The sequence below is a fragment of the Streptomyces sp. NPDC059816 genome, assembly GCF_042732055.1.
Lineage (GTDB): Bacteria > Actinomycetota > Actinomycetes > Streptomycetales > Streptomycetaceae > Streptomyces.
Genome location: NZ_JBHWIQ010000013.1, coordinates 77,428 through 99,566, shown reverse-complemented (window position 1 = coordinate 99,566; position 22,139 = coordinate 77,428). Strand labels below are relative to the sequence as shown.

The following is a 22,139-nucleotide window of genomic DNA, read 5'->3' as shown; positions in this document are numbered from 1 at the left end:
GGGACCACGACGTACTGTCCTTCGGGACGGCCGACGAACCGGATGCGTCGGCCGGTGTCCGGATGACCGTCGATCCTCAGGACCAGGACGTCCGGCACGTGTGGCCTGAACCGCGTCACGCACGGGCCGCCGTCTTCGCGGGCCCCGCCGCATCGCCGGCGGCCCTCACACGAACGGCCGGGGCGGACCGGGGTGGTCGCGCACGGCCCGGCGCAGGATCAGGACGGCCACGGCGACCGTGAGCGGCCAGCACACCACGAACGCCCAGATCGCGACCGGGCTGGCGGTGACACCGCCGAGTACCAGCAGGGCGAGCGAGAGGACGGCGCACAGCGCCAGTGCGCGACCGCGGACCAGCTGGGCCGCCAGCCGCTGCCGTACCGCGAGCAGCCCCACCCGGTGACGCAGCGCACGGTCGCCGTTCAGGCGGTCCTCGATGTCCTGAAGGGTCCGTCGCTCGCGTTCGGTCAGTCGGTCGCCGGCCATAGTGCGCGCTCCAGCGCTCTGGTGGGGTGCACCGCGCGGGTCTGCGGCCCGTGTGCGCCGGGGTGCGGACGGTCACCGCCCGGTGCTGCCTGTACTGACGAGTCTACGGACGGATGCGCCGTACCGCTCCCGGTGCCCCCGAGCGCGCGGGAGGGGCCCGCCCACGGGTGGGCGCACCCCTCCCGGTCGTGCGCGGTGCGCTAGGCCCGCTGTCGGGGGCTCGGGTGGATGGTCAGCTTCTCGTGCTCGTCCTTGGGTCGTTCTCCTCGTTCGTTGGCGAGGTGGACGGTGACGGTCTCGTCCTGCGGGGTGACGGCGTAGGGGCCGCTGACCGGTTGGTCGGGCAGCACGTAACCCTCGGGGACGTCGGTCTCCCGGAGGTAGTACGCGCCGACGGCCAGGTCGTCGAAGAGGCACACGCCCGCCTCGTCGGTCGAGCAGCCGGGGCCGCGCCGGGTGTCCGCCGCGACGGAGCCGGACGCGGTGGTCTGCAAGCCGGTGACCCCGTTGGTCTCCTCCCAGAGCTCGAACACGGCGCCGGTGAGGGCCCTGCCGTTCTTCTGGTCGGTCTTGAAGACCTTGATGCTGCCCCGGGCCGGGGTGATCGGGACCGTCACGGTCACGGGGTCGCTGGGGACGGTGTTCCCGGCGGGGTCCTCGCCCGCGGCCTGGGCGCGGTTGGTCACCTCACCGGCCTCGCCGTCCGCCTCGGTGACGACGTGGCTGCCGCGGCAGACCGTGCTCGCGCCGGCGGCCAGGGAGGTGTCCTCGCAGGTGATCGAGGTGACGTGGTCGTCGACCACCCGTACCCCGGTCAGGGGTTGGCTGCCGCTGTTGGTCACCGTGTACGCGTACTCGACGGTGTCCCCGACCTGGTAGGGGCCGGGGCTCGTCACCTCCTTGCTGACGGAGATCGCGGGGCCCCCGGTGATCGGCAGGGTCGCTCGGGCCGGCGGCGAGGTGACGGTCCGGTTGGGTGCGGTGCCCGTCGCGGTGGCGGTGTTGGTGACCGAGCCGGACTCGGCGTCGGCCTCCGTCACGGTGTAGGAACCCCGGCAGGTGGTGCTGTCCCCCACCTCGCCCTCCGGCTCCAAAGTGGTCGCTTCGCACGTGATGCCGGTGACGCGGTCGTCGGTGACCGTCACCCCGGTGAGCTGCTGGCCTCCGGTGTTGCGCACCGTGTAGACGTAGTCCACCTCGGTGCCGGCGGTGTACGGCCCCTCGGTGTCGACGCTCTTCTCGATGCTGATCCCGGGCGGCCGGACGAGGGGCACCGTCTCGCTGGACGGCGGGGAGGTGACCGGGGTCCCCCCTGAGGTGCCGCCGGCGGTCGCGGTGTTGGTGACGGAGCCCGCCGCCACGTCCTGGGCCGTGACCACGTAGGTCGCCGTGCAGGTGACCGTGTCTCCCGCGGCCAGGGTGGTGACCGGACAGGTCACCGGCCCGATCTTCGGGTCGGTCACGGCCAGTTCGGTGATCGACGCGTTGCCGGAGTTGGTGACGACGAAGTCGTAGGGGACCTCTGTGCCCTCCTCGATGACGCCGGGCAGCGGCTGGTGGACCTGCTTCACCAGGTTGAGCGCCGGCAGCGGCTGGTCCGAGTGGACCGAGACGTTGCGGATCAGATGGACGTCGGTGAACAGACCGGTGGAGGCCGCGAAACCGAACTTGTACGTGTCGGGCACCGCCGTCGGTGCCGGAGTCGCGATCACCTGCTGGAAGCCCGCGCCGTCGTTGAAGTCCACCGCCACCGTGAGCACCGGGTTCGGCGCGGGGGTGAGGTGGACGTTGACCCGACGCCTGGACGGCTCCAGCGCGGCCTGTGCCTGGGCGGGCGTGGCGTCCGGCGGCAGGGAGGTCAACGGCCCCTGGAACTCTCCGGGCAGGGTGGAGGGCCATGGACCCGTGGTGGAGAAGTTGCTGGTGGTCGCCGTGAGGAAGCAGTAGCCCTCGATGCCGTCGCCCGGGCCCCGCACGGTCACCATGTCGGCTCCCGGTGCCGGGATCCTGAACTCCGTACCGGCCGGGGAACGCTGCGCACAGCCGTTGCCGCGCTGCTCCCAGTCGCCGAAGTAGTTGCCCAGGACGTCCAGCCCGACCCCGAGGTAGCCCCGGTCGACACCGGGCAGGAAGGGGTTGACGGGGTTGTCGTCCGGCAGTTTCTGCGCATATCCCAGGCTGCCGCCGAACGCTCCCGGGTGGGTGAGCGAGGTGGCGCCGTCGACGAGGAAGAACGAGATCCCGTCGGCGGGGGTCGCCGGGGTCGTGCTGCCGTACTGCCACTGGTCGAAGGTGACGTCGAGCCCCTGGCCGGCGGGGATGGCCTGGTCGTACAGGACGGCCCCCGCCTGGTCGTTGGACGCGTCGGTGAGCTGGAGGTATCCGTTGGGGGCGCCGCCCGTCGGCGGCACCGGGCCGGTCTGCGTCGTGGGGCAGCCGCCGAGGGGGTGGTTCCCCGGTCCCGGTGGCGCAGTCGCGGGGGCACCGGTGAGGCAGGCCGATCCCACCGCGGTGAAACCGGGGTCGGCGGTGGCGCCGGTGAAGGTCTCCTCGACCAAGGGGGTGGAGACGGCTCGGGGCGCTCGCGGAGCCGACGGGGGTGACGCCTGGGCGCTGCTCCCGACGGTGCCCCCCAGGAGGCCGATCACGAGTGCGGCGGCCAGGCTCGGGGTTCTTCGGCGACGGGGGCGGGCGGTCCCGCTGTCTCTGCTCATGACCACGAGGGGTACCCGCCGTGCGGGACGTCCCGGCGGGACACCCTGCGCCGGCGACGAACATCAGTCGGGTGCCCCACCGTCCTTCGCCCGGACAGCCCCCTGACGGAGCCCGACGGTCGGACCGTGCCGGGCCCGCTGGTGGGGGCGCCGGCCCCGCGCCCCACCCTGATCAGCGATTTCTTTGACATCACCGGGAGTTGGGGCACGATGAACCCCTTCGGGTACGGGACGAGCAGGGGGACACATGGGGACGCGCAGGGGATTCCTCTCGGTGGGGGCAGGGGCCGCGGCAGCGGTGGGCACGGGGTGGACGGCCGGGTCGGCGAGCGCGGCCGGCTCCGCCGGTTCCCCCTCCGGTCGGCAGAACGAAGCACCGCACGCACCGCACGCACCGCACGCACCGAGTTACGACGTTCCGTTGGGCATCGCGATGGAGGGTTACCCGAGCGCGTTTCCGGTGCGCTTCCTGCGGCTGGTCAACCAGGGCGAGACGGTCGACATGGCCTACCTCGACCTCGCTCCCGCGGGCGCCGCGTCCGGGCGCACGGTGCTGCTGCTCCACGGGAAGAACTTCGACGGCGGTTCCTGGACGCCCACCGCCCGGGCCCTGGCGGCGGCGGGCCACCGGGTCGTCGTACCGGACCAGATCGGGTTCGGTCGCTCCTCGAAGCCCGCCCTGGACTACCGCTTCGCGCTGTTGGCGCAGAACACGGTGGCGCTCCTGGACCACCTCGGCATCGCGGAGGTCGACGTCATCGGCCACTCGATGGGCGGCATGCTGGGCGTGCGCTTCGCACTGGACCACCCGACCAGGGTCCGCAAGCTGGTCCTGGCCAACCCGGTGGGGTTGGAGGACTACCGCGAGCTCGTGCCCGCGCACAGCACCGAGCGCCTGTTCGCCGACGAGTTGGCGAACACCTCGCTCACCGGGATCCGCGCCTTCTACGCGTCCTACGTGGTGACCTGGCGGCGGGCCTACGAGCGCAACGTGGAGTTGCGCTACCGGATCACGCTCAGCGCGGAGTACCCGCGCTGGGCACAGGCCTCCGCCCGTACGTACCAGATGGCCTACCACCAGCCCGTGGTGCAGAAACTGCCGCGGCTGCGGCTCCCGGTGCAGTTCATCATCGGACAGGAGGACCGGGCCGCGGTCGGCAAGTCGTACGCGACGCCGGAGAACCGTGCGAAGCTGGGGAACTTCCCGGTGCTGGGCAGGCGGGCCGCCGCGGCCGTGCCCGGTGCCCGGTTGGTGGAGCTGCCCGGTGTCGGACACCTCCCGCACCTGGAGGCCGGCCGGCGGTTCACCCGTGAGGTGCTGGCCTTCCTCGCCGCCGACGGGAACTGACGCGTCCCCGTCGGCGCCGTGTCCTGCGGTTCAGCGCGGGCAAAGGGACGTCACCCGCCAGGAGCCCCCGGCGTTCTCGTCGTCCGTCCCGAGGACGGCTCGCGCGGCGGAGGCACAGGCCAGTGCCTCGATCTTGTGGCCGGGGAACACCGCGAGCCGCAGGGGACGCGCACGGGGGACGGGGCGGGGGCCGTCGGGCCCACCAGTGAGGACCCGGCCGACGACGTGGACGGCGGAGTCGAAGGGTCCGTCGTCGCCGGGGTCGGACGCCGAGGTCACGGTCACCCACCCCGACGGGGACACCGCCAGGTCGCTGATGTGCCGCACGTGCGTCGTGGGGAACGAGACCCGGATCTCGGCGGAGCGGCGGGTGCCGAAGGTGAGGGTGCGCCAGTCGAGCGCGGCGGTGTACAGCAACGCCGGGTCGTCGTCCTGGCCGCGGTGCGCCCACACCGCGGTCAGCCGGCCGGGTGTCCCGGTGAGGTGGAACGCTTCGTGGTTGTGGCCGGAGCCGGCTTCGACGCCGGGAACGGTGAACTCCCGCAGCACCCGGACCGCGTCATCCGCCAGGCGTAGGTGGTAGCCGCGGCCGGAGCTCTCCAGGGCGACCAACTCCCCCGGCACACCGGGGACGGCACTCAGCGCCTCCAGGTCGACGGGTTCCCGCTCGCCGTCCCAGCGCAACACGTCGACCTGCGGGGCCCCACCGGGGGTGGGTCGGATGCGCGAGACCCTGGGTTGCCCGGTGCGCTTGTTGTCGTGCACCACCACCGTCTCGGTGATGACGGCCCCGTCTTGACCGGTCACGGCGATGCCGCTGATGCCCGCGGTGATGCCGGTCCCGGTCTGTGCCCAGCCGTCCTCGGCGGGTGCGGCGGTGGCGAGGGTGACCACGAAGAGTCCGCTGAGCAGGGCGGCGGCGAGAGGGCGGCGTGCGCGAGGTCGGTTCACCCGGCGCACGCTAGGACGGTCGCCCGGTCCGCCCGGAACGCGCCACCGACGGCTGCTCCGTTCGGCCCCGTGCGTTCACTCCGGGCGAGGCGCCGCCCCGGAGCCCGACGGTCCTCCCGACACCAGGAAGACGCGCAGCACCGTGAGTTGCACGGCGGTCCGCCGGAACAGGGAAGCAGGAACGGCGTGGAGTGGCAGACGGGGGCCGCGGGTTTCGCGGTGGGACTGGTGATAGCGGTCGTCACCACACCGGTGGGGGTGTCCGGTGCGGTGTTCCTGCTGCCCGTGCAGTTGAGCCTGCTCGGGGTGCCCAGCCCCGCGGTCACCCCGACGAACCTCCTCTACAACGTGGTCGCCGGCCCCGGTGCGCTGGTGCGCTACCACCAGGACGGGCTGCTGTACGGCCCGCTCACCCGATGGCTGGTCGCGGGGACCCTGCCCGGGGTGGTTTGTGGCGCCGTCATCCGGGTCTTCGCCGTGCCCGGCCCCGCCGTGTTCCGACTCCTCGTGGCCGCGCTGCTGCTGCCCCTCGGCCTGTGGCTGACCGTCCGGACGCTGCGTCCGGCACCCGCGCGCACCGCGGTGGAACCGTCTCCGCGGACCATCCGCGTGTTGGCGCTGGTGGTGGGCACGCTCGGCGGGATCTACGGCATCGGGGGCGGCTCCCTCATCGGCCCGTTCCTCGTCGGCCGCGGGATGCCCGTCGCGAGGGTCGCACCGGCCGCGCTCGCCGCCACGTTCCTCACCTCCGTGGTGGGCGCCGGCACCTTCGGGTTGTTGGCCCTCGGGGGGAGCGACGACATCGCGCCGCTGTGGTTCCTCGGACTGGCCTGCGGACTGGGCGGGCTCGCCGGCGGCTACCTCGGCGCCCGGCTCCGCCCCCGACTGCCCGAACGGGCGCTGCGCGCCCTGCTCGGCGTCCTGGTCGCCGCGGTGGGCGCCCTGTACGCGGTCCAGTCCCTGCACTGACGGGAACCCCGGGGGCGGTCCGCCCGCCGGGGGCACGGGTCACAGGGCGACTTCGGGCCCGGTGCGGCGGGTGCCCCAGCCGGTGCGGCCGCAGGTGGCGACGGCGTACCAGCGGGTCGGCCGCAGGACCACCCAGGACCACAGGAGCGCGACGGGGGTGAGGGTCCAGGTGGCGAGTTGGGAGCGGAGCGTCTGGTCGCTGCGCCGGACCGTGAGGTAGCGCAGGGTCTGGCTGGCGGCGATGAGCAGGGGAACGGCCCACAGGTACGGGGAGGGCAACCGGCCGGCGTGCAGGTGGGCGAGCGCGAGCCAGCCGAGGGCGAGGGTGTACGCGGCCTGTTGGAGCCAGCGGGCGAGTTGCGCGGCGTACGCGGGGTGGCGCACGGGGAGGTGACGGGCACGCCACAGGGAACGGATGGTGGAGCCGCGCATCCAGCGCAGGTACTGCCGCAGGTGGTGGCCGACGCGTTCGGGCATGGCGGTGAAGACGACGGCGGAGGTCTGCTGCACCACGCGGCCCCGGGTGAGGGCGTACAGGGTGAGCAGGGAGTCGTCGGAGAAGGTGACGGGCCGGCCGAGGAACGTCTCGTGGAGGTAGGAGTCGGTGTGGTCCCACAGGACGTGGGCCCGGTACGCGGCCAGTGATCCGGAGGTCACCATGACGCCGCCGAGCGCCGACAGGGCGGAACGGTCCACGAGTTGGAGGGTGACGTACCAGAGGTCGGTGAAGCGGGCGAGCAGCCCGCCGCGGTTGTTGGCGGCCAGGACGAGCCCGGCGACGGCCTGCACGCGCGCGTCGGCGAACGGGAGGAGCAACTCGTCCAGGGCGTCCGGGGCGAGCCTGGCGTCCGAATCGACGGTGACGATGACGTCGGCGTCCCGGCAGTGCGCGGCTGCGGTGCACTGGGCCCGCCGCTTGCCGTGGTTGTCGGTGCGGGTCCAGGTGGTGGTGATGCCGTGCTCGGCGGCGGCGGCCAGCCACCAGGCCCGTACGGCGGTGTAGTCCACGGTCGAACCGTCGTCGACGACGTGGACGGAGTCCGGTCGACGGGTCTGGCCGAGGAAGGTCTCCAGGCCGACGCTCAGATAGCCGGGGTCCTCCTGGTAGACGGGCACGAGGACGGCGACGTCGAGCCGTCGGAGGGCGTCGCGGGCGGTGCCTTCGGCGCGGTGCGGTCGGGCTCCGAGGAAGAGGGCCGTCTGCCCGACGAACAACAGGGCGACCGGGAGCCAGAGCCAGGCGAGGGGGTCGACGCCGGTGCCGGTCAGCCGGCCGGTGGCCCGCAGGGCGTAGGCGGTGACGGCCACGGCGCAGACCAGGACTGCTCCGGAGGCGGCGAGGACCGAGAGCGGGGCGCGCTGGGCGGCTCGGATCACGAATCGGACACCTGGCGTCCCCGGCGGAAGGTGAAGCGCAGGAGGAACGCCCCGGTGCACACCAGGAGCACCGCCAGGGCCAGCAGGTGCCAGCCTCCCAGCGCCAGTCCACCGATCGTGACGATCGCTGCGCCCGTCTGCGCCAGTTGGTTCCCGTACATACCGCCACACCCTTCCAATGTTCATACGACAAGACGATCGTCATTAGAACCAGGGCCGAAGTGCCTCCGGTGCGACACGACCGGTGTGCCGTCGAGGGTCACCCGAGTGGCGGCCCGACCGCTGCTCCTCCGCCGGTGGGGGGGCAGGGGCGACCTCTCCGCGGGAGGCCCAAGGCGCTGTCGGTGCCGGGGAATAGGGTGACGGTCGGGTACCGGACCTGTACACGGGGAGTGTTGAGCAGTGCGGATAGAACGACACCAGGTGGGCGAGAGCAGGATCTCGGCGACGCTGGACGACGCGACCGACCGCATCACCGGCCTGGTGATTTCCAGTTCGAAGGCCGACCGCATGACGACCGGGGTGTGGTCGTTCATCGCCGAGGAGTTCCTCGACTACCTGGGCGCCCTGTCCGCGGTGGAACCTGAACTGAGTTCCCCGGAGGCGCGGGCCGTGCTGGAGGCCGCCGCCGAATCCGCCGCGGGTGCCGTCCAGTTCGCCGCCTACTGGCCGCACGTCTCCTTCAGCGTCTTCCTGGACTACGTGAACTTCGGGATGAGCTACGACCCGGACGAGGGCCCGTCGGAGAGCGTGAGCGTCGGACAGTGGCTGGACGGCTTCTGCCTGGCGGTCCTCGTCGACAAGGCCGAGCGCCACAGCGAGGCCTTCCACTTCGCGCGGGAGGTTCCGCAGCAGGGCCGGGAGGGGGAACCCTCGGTCGAGTTGATGCACGGTCTGATGGTGTACGTCCTGGGTGACCTAGGCGACGAGGACGCCCCCTACCCCCCGGGTGCGGAGCACAAGCTCGCCGCCCTGGACGACGCCCTGGCCCGGGTCCGCGCCCTGGCTCCGGCGGGGGCGGCGGAGCATCCGCACACCACTGCGCTCGTCGCCCTGCGTGCCCTGACCGCCGGTGACCGGGCGGGCTTCGACGCGTGTCTGACGTCGCTGCTGGTGGCGCGGAGCGCCCGGTCCGGGTTCCACGCCGGTCCCCACACCCTGCTGCCCCTGGAGCCGTTGACGCTGGCGGCGCTCGCCTACCGGCGTGAGGGGTGGTGGCCACCGCTGTCCACGGACTACCTGCCCCGCACCCTGGTGACCGGGTTCGAGGGCACCGGGCCCCGGGTCGGCGCCTACGGTGCGGACCGCCGCCCGGACGCCGTCGCGGAACTCGCCGTGCGCTCCCTGGTGGTGGACCGGCCCGACCCCGCGGGTGAAGCCGCGTCCCACGCGCAGTACCTGCTGGACGACGTGCGGCAGCGCACCGCACAGGGATGGGCGGGGGCCGGGGACTGGCAGAGCGCGGTGGCCATCGCCCTGATCAGCGGACGGCGCGAGGAACTGGCCCCCCTGGTGGTCGGCGGCGCCGAAGCCCTGGGCCAGGACACCTCCGCCTTCGCCGCGTACCGCAGGGCCCTGTTGGACTACCTGCACGCCGCGGACCCCCGCCCCGCGGCGGACGAGGCGTTGGAGACACAGGAACGGTCCCGGGACTGGGGGTTCCGGATGCCTCCGGCGGTGCTGTTGTCGCAGCTGGTCGACGGTGACGAGGAGAGCTTCAACCTGGCCCTGGCCGACGCCCTGGAGCAGCACCGGGACCACTACCGGGTCGCGGACCGTGCCCAGCACGTCGATTCCGCGCTCGACCTCGACGTGCTGGGCCTGGCCTGCCACGCCCGCAGGCGCGGCTGGGCCATCCGGGTGAGCTCCCCCTATCTGCCGTCCCACCTGCTCGACGGGGCGCAGCCGCTGGCCGGCTGAACGACCGACGGCACCGCCCGTTCGGCATCCGGCGGGTCGCACCGGCCGGATCAGCGGGACCGCGGGGTGAGGTCGTCCCAGATGGCCTGTTCCTGCTCGGTGGCGGGGAGCCAGGGACACAGCCGTTCCGGGTGGCCCGGGGCGGGAGCGTGCCCCGGGGCGAGTGGTGTATCCGGGATGTGGACCCAGAGGTGACCGTAGGCGATCAACGCCGCCCAGAAGCGTGCGAGACAGCGCCGGACCAGGAGTGACATCCCGTCACGGTCGTACACGACGCCAAAGTGCCGCCAAAGCCGTCAGGCCACTGACCTGCTCGCCCCCTCCCCCGTCCCCGTCAACAACCATGAGATCAAGCCAATACGTCTACGTACGTACTTTCCCCGATGCGCGGACTCGACGCCGGAGATGACAGTGATGCACCACGTGAGACTCACACATGTGTTCCCTGACTGGACGAGGATGCGATGCGCTACGAACTCCTTGGGCCCCTCCGCATTCGCCACGCGGAGCAGAGCTTCTCGCTGTCCGCCCCGAAGGTGGAGACGACGCTGGCCACGCTGCTGATCGGCAACGGCCGGGTCATCACCAAGGAACACCTCGTGACGGAGCTCTGGGGCGGCCGACCACCGCGCCGGGCCTCGGCCGCGGTGCACGTGTACGTCTCGCAGTCCCGCAAGTTCCTGGCCGCGGCGGGCGGTGATCCGGGGCGCGCGATCGTCACCCGGCCCCTCGGGTACGAGCTGTGCCTCAACGGTTCGAGCTGGGACGTGGACGACTTCAAGGCCGCGATGCGGGCGGGTCGCGACCTGCGGTCGGCTGGTCGGCACGAGGAGGCGTTGGCGAGGTTCGAGGACGCCCTGTCACTGATGCGCGGTCCCGTTCTGGAAGGGGTCACCGAGGGGCCCGTACTGACCTCGTTCGCGACCTGGGCGGAGGAGGAACGCTTGCAGTGCCTGGAGTTGTCGGTGGAGTCGCGCACGGCCCTCGGACGGCACCGCGAGGTGGTCGGCCTGCTCAGCACGCTCACGGCCCAGTACCCGTTGCGGGAGTCGTTCTACCGACAGTTGATGCTGGTGCTGTACCGCTCCGAGAGACAGGCCGAAGCGCTCCAGGTGTACCGCTCGGCGCAGCGGGTGCTGCGGGCCGAGCTCGGCCTCGAACCGCACCGGTCGCTGCGGCTGTTGCACCAGGCCATCCTCACCTCCGACCGGTTGCTCGACCTGCCCACGGCGGGTTGAGGGGACCCGCGGGCCGTCCCGTCGCCGCCGTCAGGCGGCCCGGGCCAGCAGCCGCACCAGGGCGGCCCGGCTGTGCACGCCGAGCTTGCTGTAGATGCGGGTGAGGTGCACGTCGACGGTGCGTGGACTGACCAGGAGGCGTTCGGCGATGTCACGGGTCTTCAGGCCCTGGCCCGCGAGGTCGGCCACCTGCCGTTCCCGGAGGGTCAGTTCGGCGAGGCCGTCCGCGGCGGCGGCGGTCTCGCCGTTGCCGCAGGCCAGGGTGGCGATGCGGGCCAGGTCACGGGCGCGCATGCCGGCGGTGGTCTCGCCCAGTAGGGCATGTGCCTCGTGGTAGCAGTGGGCCGCGTCCGCCGGCAGGGAGCGGGCGAGGAGGACGTGGCCACGGGCGAGGAGTGCGTATCCGCGTTGCTCGGTCACCTGGGCCTCGGCGGCTGCCGTTTCGGCGCGTTCCGCCCAGCAGGTCGCGTCGACGCCGGTGACCACGGACGCGGCGGCCAGGAGTTCGTACACCCGGGCGGCGAGGATGCGGGCCGGTTGGGGCACGCGCCGGGCGTCCCGGGCGGGCAGCAGCAGGGCGAGCGCGGTGTGGCCGTCGCCCGCGGCGAGGGCCGCCTCGGCGTGCAGCAGGGCGATGACCGAGGTGCGGGGAACCTCTCCGGTCACCGCCCCGTGGCTGTCCGGGCGGGTCGGGTGCGGCCCGGCGTCCCCGAGCCACGCCCAGGCCGCGGCGGTGACGGCGTCGGCGAGGGCCACGTGGTGGTCGCTGCCCGTCGCCCGGGCGAGCGACCGTGCTTCCTGGGCGGACTCCAGCGCCTCGGACATCCGCCCGTCCTGGTAGCCGACGTAGGCCAGGACGTTCAGGAGCATGGGCAGCAGATGGGCGTCGCCGCGCAGCCGGGCCGTGGCGAGGGCGCGCTCGGCGTGCGCCTGCGCGGGACCGTACCAGCCCATCGCCGATTCGGCGCAGGCCAGCACCGCGAGGTAGCCGGCGAAGACGTCGGCGCCGCCCAGTTCCGCCGGGGTGCCGGGGCCGTGGGGCTCCAGACCGTCGAGGATCTGGGCGCAGGTGTCCAGGTCGGTCTCGGCGGCGCTCAGGTCCCCGGCGAAGACGGTGCTCAGTCCGCGCAGGGCGAGCGCGCCGGCGGCGGTGATCGGTGGGGCGGCTTCGGTGTGCCGGGCGAGGACCTCCACATCGGCGCGGGAGGGCAGTTGCCCGGCGAGCACCAGGACCAGTTGGGACTGCACCTGGAGGGCCGCCTCCGGTCTGCCCGTGCCGCGCAGGGCCGCGAGGAGCGGGGCGAGCAGCGCCCCGGCCTCGTCGGGGAGGCCCAGGGTCGCTTGGACCAGGGCGATCGTGGCGACGGCGGGGATGCGGTCGGCGGGCGGCAGGTCGGCGAGCGTCGCGAGGATCTCGCGGGTCAGGGTCCGCAGATGGGTGACGTCGCCCTCGGCAGCCAGGGCCTGGACCACGGGGAGCCACAGCTCGCAGCCCGGTGAGCAGGTGGCGTCGGGGCCGGTGGGCGGATCCGCCGCGAGCGCCGGTTCGCGGGCGGCGCGGTGCAGGCGCAGGGCGGCGGCGGTCCACTGGGCTGCGAGGGCGGTGCGTCCCGCGGGCAGTGCCTCCTTCACGGCGGCGCCGAGCACCGCCCGGTCCCGGGGGGCTGCGAGGGAACCGGAGAGGACCACGTGCGGGGCCAGGTCGAACGGGAGGGCTCCCAGGGCCGTGAGGTGGGTCAGGGCCCTGCGGTGGGCGGCGAGCCGCCAGCAGGAGTCGGCCTCGCCGTAGAGGAAGTCGCGCAGCAGGGGGTCGCGGAACGCCAGGGCGCTGCTGCGGGGTGCGGCGCGGACGAGGTCGCGGGTGCGCAGCGAGCCCAGTGCCCGGCACGCCTGGTCCTGGGCCATCTGGGCGACGATCGCGACGGATTCGACGTCGAAGGACTCGCCGAGCACGGCCGCCGCGTGTGCGGCGAGCCGTTCGTCCGGGTCGAGGGGTGCGCACTCGGTGAGCAGTCGGGTCTCCAGGCCGCGGCGCACGGCCAGGTGTCCGGGGTCGTCGGGCGGGCCCTCCTCGGCGGCCAGTGCGGTGAGGTGCAGGGGGTTGCCGCCGCTGCGTTCGTGGAGTCGGTCGAGGTCGGGGGCGTCGATGCGGACGGCGAGCAGTTCCGCGCTCTGGGCGAGGGTCAGTGGTGCCAGGTTCACCTCTTCGACGGTGCCCAGTTCGACGCCGTGGCGGACCGCCAGGCGCAGACCGACCGGGGCCTGGCGCGGCCGGTGGGCGATGACGATCCCGAGGCCGCCGCCGATGGGCCGGCGCATCAGCGCTTCCACGAGTCGCACCGAGCAGGGGTCGGCCCAGTGGAAGTCGTCGAGGACGAGCAGCAGACCGTGGGGCACGGCGGCGACGCAGTCCGCGATCATGCGGCGCAGCTCGCCGAAGTAGTGGCAGCCGCGGGTGAGTCCGCCGCCGGACGGGACGAGTGCGGTGGGGTCCCGGGGCGGGCGGGCGAGGCTGTGCACCAGGGCGGCGGTGCCGAGGGTCAACGCGGGGCCGCCGGCTCCGGTGGTTTCGAGTCCGCCGAACGCCTGGGCGAAGGGGCGCAGCGGCACCGGTTCCCGTTCGGTTGCGGTGCACAGTCCGCGTAACACCACGACGCCCTGGGCCCGGGCTTCGGCGGCGAGTGCGGCGAGCAGCGCGGTCTTGCCGGACCCCGGGTCCCCGGTGAGTTCCACGGTCGCGTCCCGGCGGGCGGTCGCCGATCGGACGAGGTCGCGGAGCGCCTCCAGTTCCGTGCGGCGGACGGCGGTGCGCGTCTTCGTCCCTGCGAGAGCGGTGACCATGTCGGCCGGTCTCCTTCCGCGGTCTGCTGCAACGGCGGTCGGGACGCCTCTCGGGTCCCGGGCACCGCTGAGGGCTCCGCCAGCATAGGAGAGCACCGAGAGAGCGGTTTATCACGCAACATAACGTTCACGGAACCGCTCGTACGCTTCGGCGGGATCCGCCGGTGGAAGCGCGGATCCCGGTCCTGGTGGAGGGTCGTCCGTCGTCGGCCGTCGTGTCGTTCCGTGAGGCGTCCCGGCCGCCGGGCGGAAGTCAGTCCTGGGCGGCGGGCTCCGGTTTGCGGGCGCCGGGGCCGTACCAGAACAACACCGCGACGGCGATGGCGAGGGCGGTGAGCGCCGAGGCCCAGACGAACACGTCGGAGATCGTGTCGGCGACGGCTCCGCCGTCGGCGGTGAAGGGGATCAGGAGGACGGCGAGGCCCACGGAACCGCCGATGGTCAGGGCGGTCTGGAGCACTCCCGCGGTGACTCCGGCGTACTCGGGCGGGGCCGTCGACAGGATGATGATGTTGAAGGGGACGATGGCCACGCCCACGCCGACGCCGATGAGCACGATCTGCGGCAGCACCCCGGTGGCGTAGGAGCTGTTCCCGTCGAGCAGGGTCAGCCAGGCCACGCCGGCCAGCACGACGACCAGTCCGCCGATGGCGCGCAGCTTGAGGTCGATCGGTGCGAGGTGCTTGGTGAGGACCTGGGTGGTGACCAGCAGGGCGAGGCCGAAGGGCAGGATGGCGAGGCCGCTCTGGAGGGCGTTGAGGTCGAGCACTCCTTGGAGGTACTGGACGAGGTAGATAAGGAAGCTGGTGAGGACGGCGGCGAGGAGCAGCAGGTTCAGGAAGGACCCGGCGCGCACCCGGTCGGCGAAGATGCGTCCCGGTAGCAGTGGTTCCGCGCTGCGGGAGTCGACGACGAAGAGGGCGGTCCACAGCACGGCGGACGCGGTCAGCGCGGCGATGGTCCAGGGGTCGTCCCAGCCCTTCTCGGCGGCGTGCACGAGGCCGTAGACGCCGGAGGTGACGGCTCCGCTGACCAGGGCCGCGCTGGGCAGGCCGAGTGAACGGGGGCGGGTGGGGCCGTCCTTGAGGCCCAGGGTCTTGGCGGCGAGGAGCAGCAGGGCCAGGCCCACGGGAACGTTGACCAACAGGCTCCAGCGCCAGTCCCCGGCCCAGGTCAGCAGGCCGCCGAGGACCATGCCCCCGGAGGCGCCGAGGCCGGCGACGGTGGAGTAGAGGCCGAAGGCGCGCTGTTGGCGTTCCCCTTCGAAGACGAGGGCGAGCAGGGCGAGGCCGGTGGGGCCGGCGATGGCGGCACCGATGCCCTGGAGGGCCCGTCCGAAGAGCAGGACCTCCAGGTTGGGGGCGAGGCCGGCGATCAGGGAGGCCACGACGACCAGGGAGATGCCGCCGAGGAAGACCTTGCGGTGGCCGAGGGCGTCGCCGAGTCGGCCGGCGAAGAGCAGCAGCCCGCCGAAGGCGAGGAGGAAGGCGTTGGGCACCCAGGAGGCCGAGGCGACGGAGGCGCCGAGGTCTTCTTGGAGGGCCGGCAGGGCCACGTTCACGATGGTGCCGTCGAGTTGGAGCATGAACTCCGCGCCCACGATCGCGGTGAGCGCCAGGGCCCAGGAGGTCTGTGGCGGCGCGGCGCCCGTCGGGAGCTCGCCGGGGGCGGTGTCTGCGGTCATGGGTCCTCCACGGTCAGCGCGGGATACTATGGTGAGACAGCCTCAGGTTAGGCGGATGCAGTTAACCTGAGGCATCCTCAGGTAGTCAAGTGGAGGTTCCGTGACAGACGCCCCGCCCTACATCGCGCAGCGCCCGAAACGGGCCGACGGCGCCCGCAACTACGACGCGATCCTCGCCGCGGCCCGCAAGGCGTTCGAGGCCGAGGGCTCCGACGCGGCCCTGGAGGACATCGCCGCCCGCGCCGGGGTGGCGATCGGCACCCTCTACCGCCACTTCCCGACCCGGGCCGCGCTGGTCGAGGCGGCCACCCGGGACGGTCTCGCCCACCTCATCGCCCGCGCCGAGGGCCTGGCCGACGAGGACGACCCGCTGGCCGCACTGACGGAGTGGATGGACTGCGCCGTCCACCACATCAGCACGTTCCGGGGGCTCGTCGGCATCCTCACCCAGAGCATGTACGACGAGGGCACGCCCTCGCACGCCGCGTGCGCCGCGATGCACAGCAGCGGGGCGGACCTGCTGCGCGCCGCCCAGCGGGCCGACCGGATCCGCCCCGACCTCACCGCCGACGAACTGTTCGACCTGCTCAGCGGGGCGGCCTGGGTCCGCGAGAACGCACGGCCGGGGCAGGACGACGGCAGCGAACGGTTCCTGCGCCTGGTGTTGGAGGGGATCGTCGTGCACGCCCCGGCGGCCGGACCGCCCGGACCCTTCGGGCCGCCCGGTCGGTGAGTCCGCGTCCTTTAGAACCGGTTGAGCGGGGCCTCCTAGCGTCTACGGGAATCGGCGCATCCCGCATCAGGAGGGCTCATCGTGGTGTTGCAGGTCCTGTACGACCGGCTGCTGCCGCTGGTCGCCACGCCCCCGAAGACCGACTCGACGGAGGTGGGCGCCCTGCGTGACACCAGCCGGTCGCTCATCCTGCGCGACCTCACCGAGAAGGTGGTCGCCTACCGGTCGAACAACCCCGACCCCACGGGGACCAGCCCCACCGAGAACGACTTCGCGACCGTGTCCCTGGAGATCTTCGGCCCGGACGGCGCACCGCTCGGGCGGACCGAGGGCGCGGGCCGGATGCTCTACCGCCAGCCGGGCGACGGCCACTTCATCGCCTACTTCGGCGAAGAGATCACCCTCCACGACGGGAACGTCATCAGGGCGGGCGGACTGGTCGACGACGCCCGGCTCACGGCGGGCGAACACGCGACCTTCCCGGCCGTCGTGGTCGGCGGACCCCTGCGCGGCGCGATCGGCTTCCGGCAGTTCCGGCCGCTGGTCAAGGAATCGCACAGCACGTACGAGTCGTCGATCGTCGTCTACAAGAAGTGAGGGGACCGACCGATGACCCGTACCGCCCCGCTGCCCACCCGCACGATCGGCTCGCTCACCGTGGGGGCCCAGGGCCTGGGCTGTCTCGGGCTGTCCGAGTTCTACGGGTCTTACGGCCCCGTGGACCCGCAGCGGGCCATCGCCACCGTCCGGCACGCCCTCGACCTGGGCGTCACGCTCCTGGACACGGCGGACGTCTACGGCCACGGAGCCAATGAGGAACTGATCGGCAAGGCGATCGCCGGGCGACGCGAACAGGCGGTGATCTCCACCAAGTTCGGGGTCGTCCGGCCGGGCCCGGGGGTCGGTACGGGCATCCGCGGGGACGCGGCCCACGTCCGGGCGAGCTGCGAGGCCTCGCTCAGACGCCTCGGGGTCGACCACATCGACCTGTTCACCCTCACCCGGATCGACCGGAACGTGCCCGTGGAGGAGACCGTCGGGGCACTCGCGCAACTCCGGACGGCGGGGAAGATCCGCGAGTTCGGACTGAGCGAGGTCGGGCCGAAGACGCTGGCCCGGGCCCATGCGGTCGCCCCGGTGGCCGCCCTCCAGACCGAATGGTCCCTGTGGTCGCGGGACATCGAGCAGGAGCTGGTGGCGACGTGCCGACGCCTCGGCGTGGCGATCGTCCCGTACGCGCCGCTCGGCCGGGGGTTCCTCGCCGGCGCCGTCCGCTCGGTGGACCAGCTGGCCGAGGGCGACTTCCGCCGGTTCGGCCTCCCCCGCTTCGCCCCGGAGCACCTCGCCGCGAACCTGCCCCTGGTCGACCGTCTCGCCGCCGTCGCCGACCGCCTCGGCGCGTCACCGGCCCAACTGTCGCTGGCCTGGCTCCACCAGCGCGGTCCCGATGTCGTCCCCATCCCGGGCACCGGTGACGTGGCGCACCTGGAGGAGAACGCGGCGGCGGTGCGACTCGCCCTGGGCGCGGAGGACCTCGCCGCCGTCACCGCCGCGGTTCCTCCGGCGGAGGTCCGGGGCGCCCGCTGGAACGAGCAGAGCATGGCCTACATCGGCCTCTGAGCGCCCGGCGGGGCGCACCGATGGGGGCGGGGGACGGGGGCTCGGCCCGCGTCCCCCGCCCCCGCGTCACTCCGTGGCCAGCGACAACGCCCGGGACGGGCACAGGTCCACCGCCCGTTCGATCTCCTCGCGGACGTCCTCGTCGGGCTTGGGGTCGAGGACCACGACCAGCCCGTCGTCCCCGTGGTCGAAGACCGCGGGGACCGTGACCGCGCAGTGGCCCGCGGCCATGCACCGCTCCCGGTCGGCGTTCACCCTCATCGGCGTGCCTCCCCCGACCAGGTGACGGGCAGTCGGTGCACGCCCTGCATGGTGCCGCCGGTGCGTACCGGCAGTTCGTCGACGGGCACCGCGAGCCGCAGATCCGGAATCCGCTCGAAGAGCGTCGAGAACGCCACCTCCAGCTCCATCCGGGCCAGGTTCTGGCCGAGGCACTGGTGGATGCCGAAGCCGAAGGTGAGGTGCTGGCGACCGGACGGCACGCCCCCGCGGCCCGCACCGCGGTGGACGTCGAAGACGTACGGGTCGTCGTAGACCCCGGGGTCCCGGTTGGTCATCGAGGAGGAGACGAGCACGCCCTCCCCGGCCCGGATGACGACCCCCTCGACCGCGATGTCCGAGGTGGCGACCCGTACCCCCGACACATCGGTGACGGACACGATCCGCAGCAGTTCGTCGACGGCCGCGGGCAGCTCCTCGGGCGACGCCCCGCGCAGCGCGGCCAGCTGGTCCGGGTGTTCCAGCAGGGTGACCACACCGAGCGCGATCATCTGGGAGGTCGTGTCGTGGCCGCCGATCAGCAGGGCCAGGGCGATCCGCAACAGGTCGTCGCGGGTGAGGTCCCGGTCGTCCACCTGGCGGGCCAGCCGGGCCAACACCCCCTCCCCCGGGTCGGATTGGGCCTCCGTCGCGGTGATGAGGTCGTCCAGGTAGTCCCACAGGGCGCGGCCGGCCGCCTCGGCGCCCTCCGCGTCCTTCGCCTGGAGCAGGTTCATCGTCTTGGTCTCGAAGAACTCGTGGTCCTCGTAGGGGACGCCCAGCAGTTCGGAGATCACCATGGACGGGATCGGCAGCGCGAAGTCCTGCACCAGGTCGGCGGACGGCCCCGCGCGCAGCATGTCGTCGACGAGGCGACCCGCCAGTTCCTCGACCTCGCCCCGTAGGTCCCGCACCCGTTTGAGGCTGAAGTGCGGGGCCAACATCCTGCGGTGCACGTCGTGGACCGGCGGATCGAACCCGATGAGGGCGAGGGGTTTGAAGATGGGCGCCTCGAAACGGGGCAGCACCACCGGGAAGTCGTCCCGGGAACGGTCCGCGGAGAGCCGTGGATCAGCGAGGAGCCTGCGTGCGGTGGCGTGTCCGGTGACCATCCAGATCGCCCGGCCGTCCCACAACGCCACCTGGCGCAGCGGTCCGCTCCGCCCGATGTCCTGGTATCCGGGGGACGGTTGGTAGGGACAGGTCCGGTCCTGCGGGTAGGAGAACAAGGGGCACGTTCCTTTCCGTGGTTCGGGTCAGTCGGAGAGGGCGGGTGCCGACGGCGCCTCCCGTACGTCCGGGCGGTGTTCGGCGGGGGCGGGCGTGTCCCGGGACCGACCCAGGCGGCGCATCCCCGGGTCCTCGACGAACCGGTGCAGCGCCCAGGCCAGCAGCGTCGTCACGGCGAACAGCGCGGCGAGCAGCCCCGTCGCCGGCAGCACGTCCCAGGTGCGCCCCGCGCCGAGCAGCCGGTGCGCGGCGATCAGCACGAGGTAGTGCACCAGGTAGGAGGCGTAGGACACCGTGCCCAACCAGGTGGCGACCCGACCGCGCAGCGCCGAACGGCCTCCGGACACATCGGCCGCGGCGATCGCCGGGACGAGCAGGGCGATCGGCACCACGATCGGTGCCGTCAGGCTGTACACACCGGGGAACTGCCATATCTGTGCCGCGAAGCCGACGGAGAGGAGGGCGAACGCGGCCAACGGACCGAGACGGATCCACCGGCCCTCACGGACGATGCGCGCCATGATCATGCCGAGTACGAAGTCCAGCATCCGGACCGGGGGGAACGACACCAGGAACCAGTTCTGGACGAGCGACATGTCCTGGCCCGGCAGCCGCGGGGCACCGGTCAGCCAGGCGGAGGCCAGTGCGGGCAACACCATCACCGCTGCGGCGACCGCCCCGGCCGCCGCCCACAGACCGCGGGCGGGGATGCGCCGGACGACGGCGTACAGCAGGGGGAAGGCGAGGTAGAAGAACAGGTCGCAGGCGAGCGACCAGGTGACCACGTTGACCGAGAGGATGACGTCGAGCTGCGGGTACCAGGTGTGCACCAGGAACAGCCCCGGCAGCGCCTTCAGCACGTCCAGGTCCTGCCCCCACCAGAGCGCGACCCCCACCGCGGCGGCGAAGGCCACGAGGTGGTTCGGGTAGACCTTCGCCAACCGGCGGCGCCAGAACCGGCGCGCCGGCTGCCCCGCCCGCACCGACCAGGTGAGGACGAACCCGCTCAGGACGAAGAAGAACTCCACCCCGAGCCAGCCGATCGCGAAGGCGAAGGGCCGCAGCGCGCGCTCGGTCTCCGGGTGGAAGTAGCCGAGCACGAAGGCGTGGCAGAGGAAGACCAGGAACGCCGCGACGAACCGGGTTCCGGTGAGTGACGGGAGTCTGGACGGCTCGTCGGCGGGGCGGACGTCCGGCGTCCGGGGGTGGGGTGGCATGTTCGGTCTCGCTTCTCTCTTCCGCTCGCGACGCTCGCGTCCGGGCGGTGCTTCAGTTCGCGGACGGACCCTCGGTCACGTCGATGGCCCGCGCCGGGCACAGGTAGGCGGCCTTCCGGGTCCTGGCGTGGTGCTCCGGCGCGGGGCGGGAGGTGAGCACCACGACGAGGCCCTCCTCGTCCTGGTCGAACACCTCGGGGAGGGTGGCCATGCAACGGCCGCCGCTGATGCAGGACTCGCGGTCCGCGTACACCCGCACGGCGCCGTCACCACTCCACCGGGAGGGACAGCACCCGCTGCACCGTGCCCGCGCCGAGGATGGGCAGTTCGGCCACGTCGACGGCGAGCCGGATGCCCGGGATGCGGGTGAACAGTTCCCGGAACGCCACTTCGAGTTCGAGGCGGGCGAGGTTCTGTCCCAGGCACTGGTGGATGCCGAACCCGAACGTCACGTGGTGGGTGTCCGCGCGCAGCACGTCGAACTCGTCGGGGCGCTCGTGGGCCTCCTCGTCCCGGTTGGCGAGGGTGCCGGACACCAGGACGCCCTCGCCCGCCCGGATGAGGTGACCCCCGATCTCGATGTCGCCCTTGGCGATCCGGGTGGCGACCAGGTCGGTGGTGGCGATGAAGCGCAGCAGTTCCTCGACGGCTCCGGGCAGCCGGTCGCCGTCCTCCAGCACCTTGGCCAACTGCTCCGGGTGTTCGAGCAGGGTGATGACGCCGAGCGCCAGCGAGGAGGAGGTCGTCTCGTGCGCGGCGATGAGCAGGACGAGGGCGATGGAGACCAGTTCGTCGTGCCCGATGTCCCCGGTGAGGACGCGCTCGGTGACGAGTTGCCCGAGCAGGCCCTCCGTCGGCGACTTGATCTGTTCGGTCACCAGTGCGTCGATGTAGTCGACGAGGTTCTGGGCCGCGGTCGCCGACTCCTCCTCCGTGCCGAGCATCACCTTGCCGCTGGCGTCCTGGAAGAACTCGTGGTCCGCGTACGGCACCCCGAGGTGGCGGCAGATCACCAGGGACGGCAGCGGCACCGCGAGCAGCGGGATCAGGTCGGCCGGCGGGCCCTGGTCGACGATGCGGTCGACGAATCCGGAGACGATCTGCTCGATCTCCGGCTTCATGCGGCGCACCTGCTTGAGGCTGAAGTGCGGGTTCAGATAGCGCCGGTAGGTGTCGTGCACCGGCGGGTCCATCGCGATCAGCGCGAGACTGCGGGCGATCTGGGAGCGGAACCGCGGGGCGACGATGGGGAAGTCGGGGTGGGTGCGCAGCGAGGAGAGGTTCGGGTGGGTGAGGATGTCACGGGATTCCTTGTACCCGGTGATCATCCATGCCTCGCGGCCGTCGAAGAGGGTCACCTTGAGGACCGGTCCCGCCGCACCGATCTCGCGGTATCCGGCGGGCGGCTGGTAGGGGCAGGTGCGCGGCTGGGGGTACGGCGGGGATGCGGTCATGGGGCTACGTCCTTCACACAGGAGGCGAACATCGGAGAACGCAGGGAAGAAGGGCGGGGCGGGGAAGACGGCGAGCGCAGGGCACTCAGGGAACGCAGG

The 22,139-nt window shown here is 72.6% G+C and carries 20 protein-coding genes; 7 read left to right on the top strand and 13 right to left on the bottom strand.

Annotation, left to right across the window (positions count from 1 at the left end; translation table 11 throughout):
• Window positions 1-165: 165 nt before the first annotated feature.
• Together ACFV88_RS18700 and ACFV88_RS18695 are read right to left on the bottom strand one after the other, a co-directional pair.
• Window positions 166-486: a DUF3040 domain-containing protein gene (locus ACFV88_RS18700; protein ID WP_385492506.1), complete on the bottom strand. Its 321-nt coding sequence runs from the start codon at window positions 484-486 to the stop codon at window positions 166-168.
• Window positions 487-686: 200 nt separating this feature from the next.
• A complete protein-coding gene (locus ACFV88_RS18695; RefSeq protein WP_385492504.1) occupies window positions 687-3,200 on the bottom strand; it encodes a SpaA isopeptide-forming pilin-related protein in 2,514 nt (837 codons plus the stop codon).
• A 247-nt stretch (window positions 3,201-3,447) separates the two neighbouring features.
• Here ACFV88_RS18695 and ACFV88_RS18690 point away from each other — a divergent pair, with 247 nt between their 5' ends.
• Window positions 3,448-4,548, top strand: coding sequence for an alpha/beta fold hydrolase (locus tag ACFV88_RS18690; protein ID WP_385492502.1), 1,101 nt, complete (start codon window positions 3,448-3,450; stop codon window positions 4,546-4,548).
• A gap of 30 nt (window positions 4,549-4,578) precedes the next feature.
• Here the strand turns inward: ACFV88_RS18690 and ACFV88_RS18685 are convergent, their stop codons facing one another.
• Complete coding sequence (locus tag ACFV88_RS18685; RefSeq protein WP_385492499.1) at window positions 4,579-5,499, bottom strand: hypothetical protein; 921 nt, start codon at window positions 5,497-5,499, stop codon at window positions 4,579-4,581.
• Window positions 5,500-5,685: 186 nt separating this feature from the next.
• Here ACFV88_RS18685 and ACFV88_RS18680 point away from each other — a divergent pair, with 186 nt between their 5' ends.
• Window positions 5,686-6,468: a TSUP family transporter gene (locus tag ACFV88_RS18680; protein WP_385492496.1), complete on the top strand. Its 783-nt coding sequence runs from the start codon at window positions 5,686-5,688 to the stop codon at window positions 6,466-6,468.
• A 39-nt stretch (window positions 6,469-6,507) separates the two neighbouring features.
• On the opposite strand, the gene ACFV88_RS18675 is transcribed toward ACFV88_RS18680, so the two are convergent.
• Both ACFV88_RS18675 and ACFV88_RS18670 read right to left on the bottom strand, forming a co-directional pair.
• Window positions 6,508-7,845 (bottom strand): glycosyltransferase, encoded by a 1,338-nt coding sequence (locus ACFV88_RS18675; protein ID WP_385492493.1) that lies wholly within the window; start codon window positions 7,843-7,845, stop codon window positions 6,508-6,510.
• The gene (locus tag ACFV88_RS18670) at window positions 7,842-8,006 is read right to left on the bottom strand and encodes a hypothetical protein (RefSeq protein WP_385492491.1); all 165 of its coding nucleotides are present in this window, start codon (window positions 8,004-8,006) and stop codon (window positions 7,842-7,844) included. Before ACFV88_RS18670 ends, ACFV88_RS18675 begins: the two co-directional genes overlap by 4 nt.
• 241 nt (window positions 8,007-8,247) lie before the next feature.
• On the opposite strand from ACFV88_RS18670, the gene ACFV88_RS18665 reads away from it, so the two are divergent.
• A complete protein-coding gene (locus tag ACFV88_RS18665; protein WP_385492489.1) occupies window positions 8,248-9,765 on the top strand; it encodes an Imm49 family immunity protein in 1,518 nt (505 codons plus the stop codon).
• Window positions 9,766-9,815: 50 nt separating this feature from the next.
• Here ACFV88_RS18665 and ACFV88_RS18660 read toward each other — a convergent pair whose 3' ends face one another.
• The gene (locus ACFV88_RS18660; protein WP_385492487.1) at window positions 9,816-10,019 is read right to left on the bottom strand and encodes a DUF6059 family protein; all 204 of its coding nucleotides are present in this window, start codon (window positions 10,017-10,019) and stop codon (window positions 9,816-9,818) included.
• Window positions 10,020-10,229: 210 nt separating this feature from the next.
• Between ACFV88_RS18660 and ACFV88_RS18655 the strand changes: the two genes are divergently transcribed.
• A complete protein-coding gene (locus tag ACFV88_RS18655) occupies window positions 10,230-11,003 on the top strand; it encodes a BTAD domain-containing putative transcriptional regulator (protein WP_385492484.1) in 774 nt (257 codons plus the stop codon).
• 30 nt (window positions 11,004-11,033) lie between these two features.
• Here the strand turns inward: ACFV88_RS18655 and ACFV88_RS18650 are convergent, their stop codons facing one another.
• Together ACFV88_RS18650 and ACFV88_RS18645 are read right to left on the bottom strand one after the other, a co-directional pair.
• Complete coding sequence (locus tag ACFV88_RS18650; RefSeq protein ID WP_385492482.1) at window positions 11,034-13,844, bottom strand: AAA family ATPase; 2,811 nt, start codon at window positions 13,842-13,844, stop codon at window positions 11,034-11,036.
• 253 nt (window positions 13,845-14,097) lie between these two features.
• Entirely contained in the window at window positions 14,098-15,528 is a 1,431-nt protein-coding gene (locus tag ACFV88_RS18645; protein WP_385492479.1) for an MFS transporter, read from the bottom strand.
• Window positions 15,529-15,628: 100 nt separating this feature from the next.
• Between ACFV88_RS18645 and ACFV88_RS18640 the strand changes: the two genes are divergently transcribed.
• The 3 genes from ACFV88_RS18640 to ACFV88_RS18630 all read left to right on the top strand — a co-directional run bounded on the left by ACFV88_RS18640 (window position 15,629) and on the right by ACFV88_RS18630 (window position 17,881).
• The gene (locus ACFV88_RS18640; protein ID WP_385492476.1) at window positions 15,629-16,261 is read left to right on the top strand and encodes a TetR/AcrR family transcriptional regulator; all 633 of its coding nucleotides are present in this window, start codon (window positions 15,629-15,631) and stop codon (window positions 16,259-16,261) included.
• An 81-nt stretch (window positions 16,262-16,342) separates the two neighbouring features.
• Window positions 16,343-16,858, top strand: a complete 516-nt coding sequence (locus ACFV88_RS18635) for a hypothetical protein (protein ID WP_385492474.1) — start codon at window positions 16,343-16,345, stop codon at window positions 16,856-16,858.
• Between the two features lie 12 nt (window positions 16,859-16,870).
• Window positions 16,871-17,881 carry an aldo/keto reductase gene (locus ACFV88_RS18630; RefSeq protein ID WP_385492471.1) on the top strand — a complete coding sequence of 337 codons (1,011 nt, stop codon included), beginning with the start codon at window positions 16,871-16,873 and terminating at the stop codon, window positions 17,879-17,881.
• A 66-nt stretch (window positions 17,882-17,947) separates the two neighbouring features.
• Here the strand turns inward: ACFV88_RS18630 and ACFV88_RS18625 are convergent, their stop codons facing one another.
• The 5 genes from ACFV88_RS18625 to ACFV88_RS18605 are packed head-to-tail and all read right to left on the bottom strand — an operon-like array spanning window position 17,948 to window position 22,040.
• The gene (locus ACFV88_RS18625) at window positions 17,948-18,142 is read right to left on the bottom strand and encodes a ferredoxin (RefSeq protein ID WP_385492468.1); all 195 of its coding nucleotides are present in this window, start codon (window positions 18,140-18,142) and stop codon (window positions 17,948-17,950) included.
• Window positions 18,139-19,368: a cytochrome P450 gene (locus ACFV88_RS18620; RefSeq protein ID WP_385492465.1), complete on the bottom strand. Its 1,230-nt coding sequence runs from the start codon at window positions 19,366-19,368 to the stop codon at window positions 18,139-18,141. The genes ACFV88_RS18625 and ACFV88_RS18620 overlap by 4 nt, the downstream gene beginning before the upstream one ends.
• A 27-nt stretch (window positions 19,369-19,395) precedes the next feature.
• Entirely contained in the window at window positions 19,396-20,586 is a 1,191-nt protein-coding gene (locus tag ACFV88_RS18615) for an acyltransferase family protein (RefSeq protein WP_385492462.1), read from the bottom strand.
• Between the two features lie 52 nt (window positions 20,587-20,638).
• Complete coding sequence (locus ACFV88_RS18610) at window positions 20,639-20,845, bottom strand: ferredoxin (RefSeq protein WP_385492460.1); 207 nt, start codon at window positions 20,843-20,845, stop codon at window positions 20,639-20,641.
• Between the two features lie 7 nt (window positions 20,846-20,852).
• Complete coding sequence (locus ACFV88_RS18605) at window positions 20,853-22,040, bottom strand: cytochrome P450 (RefSeq protein ID WP_385492457.1); 1,188 nt, start codon at window positions 22,038-22,040, stop codon at window positions 20,853-20,855.
• Window positions 22,041-22,139 lie beyond the last annotated feature (99 nt).

What these genes read in the sequence shown, in the direction of transcription:
- ACFV88_RS18700 (WP_385492506.1), bottom strand. Translation starts at nt 486, where the DNA reads ATGGCCGGCGACCGACTGACCGAACGCGAGCGACGGACCCTTCAGGAC.
- ACFV88_RS18690 (WP_385492502.1), top strand. Translation starts at nt 3,448, where the DNA reads ATGGGGACGCGCAGGGGATTCCTCTCGGTGGGGGCAGGGGCCGCGGCA.
- ACFV88_RS18605 (WP_385492457.1), bottom strand. Translation starts at nt 22,040, where the DNA reads ATGACCGCATCCCCGCCGTACCCCCAGCCGCGCACCTGCCCCTACCAG.
- ACFV88_RS18660 (WP_385492487.1), bottom strand. Translation starts at nt 10,019, where the DNA reads ATGTCACTCCTGGTCCGGCGCTGTCTCGCACGCTTCTGGGCGGCGTTG.
- ACFV88_RS18645 (WP_385492479.1), bottom strand. Translation starts at nt 15,528, where the DNA reads ATGACCGCAGACACCGCCCCCGGCGAGCTCCCGACGGGCGCCGCGCCG.
- ACFV88_RS18655 (WP_385492484.1), top strand. Translation starts at nt 10,230, where the DNA reads ATGCGCTACGAACTCCTTGGGCCCCTCCGCATTCGCCACGCGGAGCAG.
- ACFV88_RS18630 (WP_385492471.1), top strand. Translation starts at nt 16,871, where the DNA reads ATGACCCGTACCGCCCCGCTGCCCACCCGCACGATCGGCTCGCTCACC.
- ACFV88_RS18670 (WP_385492491.1), bottom strand. Translation starts at nt 8,006, where the DNA reads ATGTACGGGAACCAACTGGCGCAGACGGGCGCAGCGATCGTCACGATC.
- ACFV88_RS18650 (WP_385492482.1), bottom strand. Translation starts at nt 13,844, where the DNA reads ATGGTCACCGCTCTCGCAGGGACGAAGACGCGCACCGCCGTCCGCCGC.
- ACFV88_RS18625 (WP_385492468.1), bottom strand. Translation starts at nt 18,142, where the DNA reads ATGAGGGTGAACGCCGACCGGGAGCGGTGCATGGCCGCGGGCCACTGC.
- ACFV88_RS18695 (WP_385492504.1), bottom strand. Translation starts at nt 3,200, where the DNA reads ATGAGCAGAGACAGCGGGACCGCCCGCCCCCGTCGCCGAAGAACCCCG.
- ACFV88_RS18615 (WP_385492462.1), bottom strand. Translation starts at nt 20,586, where the DNA reads ATGCCACCCCACCCCCGGACGCCGGACGTCCGCCCCGCCGACGAGCCG.